Genomic DNA, 4905 nt, shown 5'->3' with positions numbered 1-4905 from the left:
CGTCGCTGAAGTTCGCCGCGGCGCCGGCGCCGCTTTCCACCGCAACCGAGAAGCCCAGCTTGATGAGCTTGCCCACCACCTCGGGAACGGTCGCTACGCGTTTTTCGCCAGACGCGGTCTCGCGCGGGACTCCGATCAGCAAAGCCATGAACTCAACTCCTCTCTGTTTTCAATCTTGGAACCGGCCCTCTGCCCCGCCGCCGGCTGGCTCCAGCGCCAAGCGCTGGTTCTCGTCGATTGCGATCCACGCGCCCTCGCGGTCGGCATTGCGGGCCCCGGAAGACAACACATCAATATACGAGCTTGGTGAACGGCGAAACATACGCCATCAGCGTCACGAGGCCACCGACGAGGACCGCCAACGCTACCGAATGGAAGAAAACGTAGCGCAGGATGTCACCCTCGTGATTGAACCAGCGCGTGGCGGTACTGGCGACGACGATCGACTGCGCGTCGATCATCTTGCCCATTACGCCGCCGGCGCTGTTCGCCGCGGCCATCAGCACCGGATCGAGTCCGAGCTGCTGCGCCGTGACCTTTTGCAGGCCGCCGAAGAGCACGTTCGACGCGGTGTCCGAACCTGTGATCGCCACGCCCAGCCAGCCGAGCAGGGTACCGAACATCGGATAGAAGGGACCCGTCAGCGCGAAGGCCAGCCCCAGCGTCGCATCGAGACCCGAATAGCGGGTCAGGTAGCCGAGCGCCAGCATCAGCACGATGGTCAGCAGCGAGTAGCGCACGCGCCACAGCGTGCGCAGGTAGATACGCAACAGGTCGGCGAACGAGTAGCGCATCAACAGGCCGGCAATCAGGGCGGCGAGCAGGATCCCGGTGCCCGTGGCCGACAGGTAGTTGAAGTTGTAGATCGCTGCTTCCTTGTGCGGCGTCTGTGCCACCGGCGGCACCTTCTCGATCACGTTGTGCAGGCCCTCGAACGGGATCTTGACGACCGAGATGCCGTCGAGCGCCTTCTTGATGTCGGGGACGCCCCAGACGAAGACGAACACCGTTAGGATCGCCCACGGCATCCAGGCGAGCACGATCGCGCGACGGTCCTGTTTGGCGAAGATCGCGGCTGCGGCGTCGGCTTCATGCCCGACCGGCTTCTCGCTTTCAAGGTCGGGTGTGCCCGAGTCCTGCTCATGACCCTTCAGCGCAGTCGAAGTCCAGATCTTCTTCGGCTTCCAGACCTTGAGGAACAGCACCAACGAAACCAGCGACACGATGGCGGCAATGACATCGACCAGCCACGGACCATGGTAGTTCGAGACCAGGAACTGCGAGACCGCGAACGACAGGCCCGCCACCAGGATGGCTGGCCAGACTTCCATCATGGCCTTGAACCCGGCGAACGCCCAGATCAGCCAGAAGGGCACCAGCAGGGAGAAGAACGGCAACTGGCGGCCGATCATCCCCGACAGTTGCAGCAGATCCAGCCCGGTGACGGCCGACAAGGCGATGACCGGCGTGCCCAGGGCGCCGTAGGCCACCGGCGCGGTATTCGCGATCAAGGACAGGCCCGAAGCTGCCAGCGGCTTAAACCCCAAGCCAATCAGCAGCGCGGCCGTGACGGCCACCGGTGTGCCGAAACCCGCTGCGCCCTCGAAGAATGCGCCGAACGCGAACGCGATCAGCAGCAACTGCAGTCGTCGGTCATCGGTAATGTTCGACAGACTGTTCTGCAGCACTTTGAACGAACCATCCTCCTCGGTCAGTTGGTGCAGGAAGATGATGTTCAAGACGATCCAGCCAATCGGCAGCAGCCCGAACGCGGCGCCGTAACCTGCAGCCAGCGCGGCCACCTTCGCCGGCATGCCGAACACGAAGATCGAGATCACCAGCGCCGAGATCAGGCCCAATCCCGCAGCGTAATGCGCCTTGACGTGCCACAGCCCGAGCAGGGCCATCATGATGATCACGGGGATCGACGCGACCAGGCACGACAATATGATGTTGCCGAACGGATCGTAGTTCTGCTGCCAGATCATGGCGGTTTCCATGGGTGTCTCCTGCTGTGATTTTGTATGAGGATCGCGCCGCCGGTACGCCGGTGCCGATCCGACAGTCCGCGCCGTCAATGCATCAATGTTGTGTGACTTCGAATGGCGTTAGCGAATCGGCCATGTCTGCTCGCGCCCGAGGCGTGGCGGAAAGGCCGGCCGGACCTGCGCTCTCCTGCAGGTCCTGGTCGTTGCGGATCACTGCATGTGCTGGCCGCCATTGATGGCGATGTTGGCGCCGGTCACGAATGCTGCTTCCTCGGATGCCAAGTAGATGATGAGGCCCGCCACTTCCTCTGGCTTGCCCAGGCGTCCCAGCGGGATCTGCGGCAGGATCTTGGTATCGAGCACTTCCTTCGGGATGGCCGTGACCATTTTCGTGCCGATGTAGCCGGGGGAAATGGTGTTGACCGTGACGTTCTTCCTGGCCACTTCGAGCGCCAGCGCCTTGGTGAAACCGTGCACGCCGGCCTTGGCGGCCGAATAGTTGGTCTGACCGAACGCCCCCTTGCTGCCATTGACCGAGGACACGTTGATGACACGACCCCAGCCGCGCTCAGTCATCCCGTCGACCACCTGCTTGCTCATGTTGAAGAGGCTGTCGAGGTTGGTGCGCAGCACCGCGTCCCAGTTGACCTTATCCATTTTCTTGAAGGTCATGTCGCGGGTGATGCCCGCGTTGTTGACCAGCACGTCGACCTCGCCCAACTGAGCCCGTACCGCAGCCACCGCCTGCGCGCACGAATCGAGGTCGGCCACATCGCAAGGCACAGCGACGATGTCAAAGCCCTTCGCCTTCATGTCCGCCGTCCATTCCGCGTGCTTGGTGTTTCCGGGTGAGTAGGTCACCGCCACCCTGTAGCCGGCCGCAGCCATCTTGGTCGAGATGACTTCGCCCAGACCGCCCATGCCGCCAGTGATCAGTGCCACACGTGAATTGCTCATGCTTGTCTCCTTGATTGAGTGTTAAAGGATCGGGGTTATCGTTCGATCGCCAAGGCCACGCCCATGCCACCGCCGATGCACAGCGAAGCCAGGCCACGTCGCGCGTCGCGGCGAATCATTTCATGGATGAGCGTAACCAGGACACGACATCCCGAAGCACCGATCGGATGGCCGATGGCGATCGCGCCGCCATTGACGTTGATCTTGCTGGTGTCCCAGCCCATCTCCTTGTTCACCGCGCAGGCCTGTGCGGCGAAGGCCTCGTTGATCTCCATCAGATCGAGGTCGCCGGCCGTCCAGCCGGCCTTCTGCAGACACAGTCGGGAGGCGGGCACCGGGCCCATGCCCATGATCGTGGGATCGAGGCCCGCCGAAGCATAGCCGGCAATGCGCGCCAGCGGCGTCAATCCGAGTTCGCGCGCCTTGCTGGCGGACATCATCAGCACCGCGGCGGCACCGTCGTTGAGGCCGGAGGCGTTGCCGGCGGTCACCGAGCCGGTCTTGTCGAAGGCGGGCTTCAGGCCGGCGAGCGATTCGGCCGTGGTGCCGTGCTTGATGAATTCGTCGGTATCGAACACCACCGTGCCTTTGCGCGTGACGATCTCGACCGGCACGATCTCATCCACGAAGCGACCGGCCTTCTGCGCCGCCTCGGCCTTCTGCTGCGAGGCCGCGGCGAAGGCGTCCTGCTCGGCGCGCGAGATGTCATACTTCTTCGCCACGTTCTCGGCGGTCGTGCCCATGTGGTAGTGGTTGTAGGCGTCCCACAGGCCGTCGTTGATCATGGTGTCGACCATCTTCCAGTCGCCCATGCGCTGGCCGTCGCGCGAGCCCATCAGGACGTGCGGTGCGGCGCTCATGTTCTCCTGCCCGCCGGCGATCACGATGTCCGCATCGCCGCAGCGGATGGCCTGCGCCGCCAGATGGGTGGCCTTCAGCCCCGAGCCGCACACCTTGCCGACGACGAAAGCCGGCACACCGATCGGCAGGCCGGCCTTGATGACCGCCTGGCGCGCCGGATTCTGGCCGCCGCCGGCGGTCAGCACCTGGCCGAGGATGACTTCATTGACCATGTCGCCGCTGATGCCGGAGCGGGCAAGCAGGGATTTGATGACCGTCGCGCCCAGTTCGGGCGCGGCGACCTTTGCGAGGCTGCCTCCGAACTTGCCGACGGCGGTACGGGCGGCTGCAACGATGACGACGTCTTCCATGATTCAACTCTCCTGATTTCTTGGGGTAGGGGCGATTTTGACAATGCGGGCCCTCGTGCAAGACATGCTTGACCGAGGGCCGGATACTTGCTGCGTGGGGGGGAGGACGGCGATCGAAAATGCCGGGAACGCGCACTCCGATTGCCGGGAGAAACCGGCTGCCGGGAGAAACGGGCTGGCGTCAGTAAAACGCCGCGGCCGACGCATTGCCGACGGCTTCAGCCCGCCCTCACGGTTGGCGCCTTACTTCTTTCGCATTGGCGGCAGGTCGGTGCAGCTTCCATGCGCGACCTCGGCGGCCATGCCCACCGTTTCACCCAGCGTCGGGTGGGGGTGGATGGTCTTGCCGATATCGACCGCATCGGCGCCCATCTCGATGGCCAGGCACACTTCGCCGATCATGTCGCCGGCCGAGGGGCCGACGATGGTGCCGCCGATCACGCGGTGCGTCTCGGCGTCGAAGATCAGCTTGGTGAAGCCGTAGTCGGCGCCGTTGGCGATGGCGCGGCCGGAGGCGGCCCACGGGAATTTCGCCGTGTCGACCTTCTTGCCCTCGGCCTTGGCCTGCGCCTCGGTGTAGCCGACCCAGGCCACTTCCGGATGCGTGTAGGCCACGCCCGGAATCACGGTCGCATCGAAGGCGGATTTGTGGCCTGCGGCGACTTCGGCCGCCACGTGCGCCTCATGCACCGCCTTGTGGGCGAGCATGGGCTGGCCGACGATGTCGCCGATCGCAAAGATGTGCGCCA

Annotated in this window: 3 protein-coding genes and 2 pseudogenes; all 5 read right to left on the bottom strand. The window is 64.2% G+C overall.

Annotated elements, in window-relative coordinates:
- Window positions 1–142: pseudogene (locus tag GH664_RS21845) on the bottom strand (NAD(P)(+) transhydrogenase (Re/Si-specific) subunit alpha); the annotation flags it as partial.
- A 148-nt stretch (window positions 143–290) separates the two neighbouring features.
- Complete coding sequence (locus tag GH664_RS21840; protein ID WP_228111667.1) at window positions 291–2000, bottom strand: L-lactate permease; 1710 nt, start codon at window positions 1998–2000, stop codon at window positions 291–293.
- Between the two features lie 198 nt (window positions 2001–2198).
- Window positions 2199–2945 (bottom strand): acetoacetyl-CoA reductase, encoded by a 747-nt coding sequence (phbB, locus tag GH664_RS21835; RefSeq protein ID WP_153170222.1) that lies wholly within the window; start codon window positions 2943–2945, stop codon window positions 2199–2201.
- Between the two features lie 35 nt (window positions 2946–2980).
- Window positions 2981–4156: an acetyl-CoA C-acetyltransferase gene (locus GH664_RS21830; protein WP_153170221.1), complete on the bottom strand. Its 1176-nt coding sequence runs from the start codon at window positions 4154–4156 to the stop codon at window positions 2981–2983.
- Window positions 4157–4399: 243 nt separating this feature from the next.
- Window positions 4400–4905 (bottom strand): annotated as a pseudogene (locus GH664_RS21825) (dihydrolipoyl dehydrogenase); the annotation flags it as partial.

Source organism: Thauera sp. 2A1 (genome assembly GCF_009469595.2).
Taxonomy (GTDB): Bacteria; Pseudomonadota; Gammaproteobacteria; order Burkholderiales; family Rhodocyclaceae; genus Thauera.
The sequence above is the reverse complement of the archived record's forward strand: the minus strand, read 5'-3'. Positions and strand labels throughout refer to the sequence as shown.

Excerpts from the sequence above, each read along its gene's own strand:
- GH664_RS21840 (WP_228111667.1), bottom strand. The coding sequence starts at position 2,000 with ATGGAAACCGCCATGATCTGGCAGCAGAACTACGATCCGTTCGGCAAC.
- phbB (WP_153170222.1), bottom strand. The coding sequence starts at position 2,945 with ATGAGCAATTCACGTGTGGCACTGATCACTGGCGGCATGGGCGGTCTG.
- GH664_RS21830 (WP_153170221.1), bottom strand. The coding sequence starts at position 4,156 with ATGGAAGACGTCGTCATCGTTGCAGCCGCCCGTACCGCCGTCGGCAAG.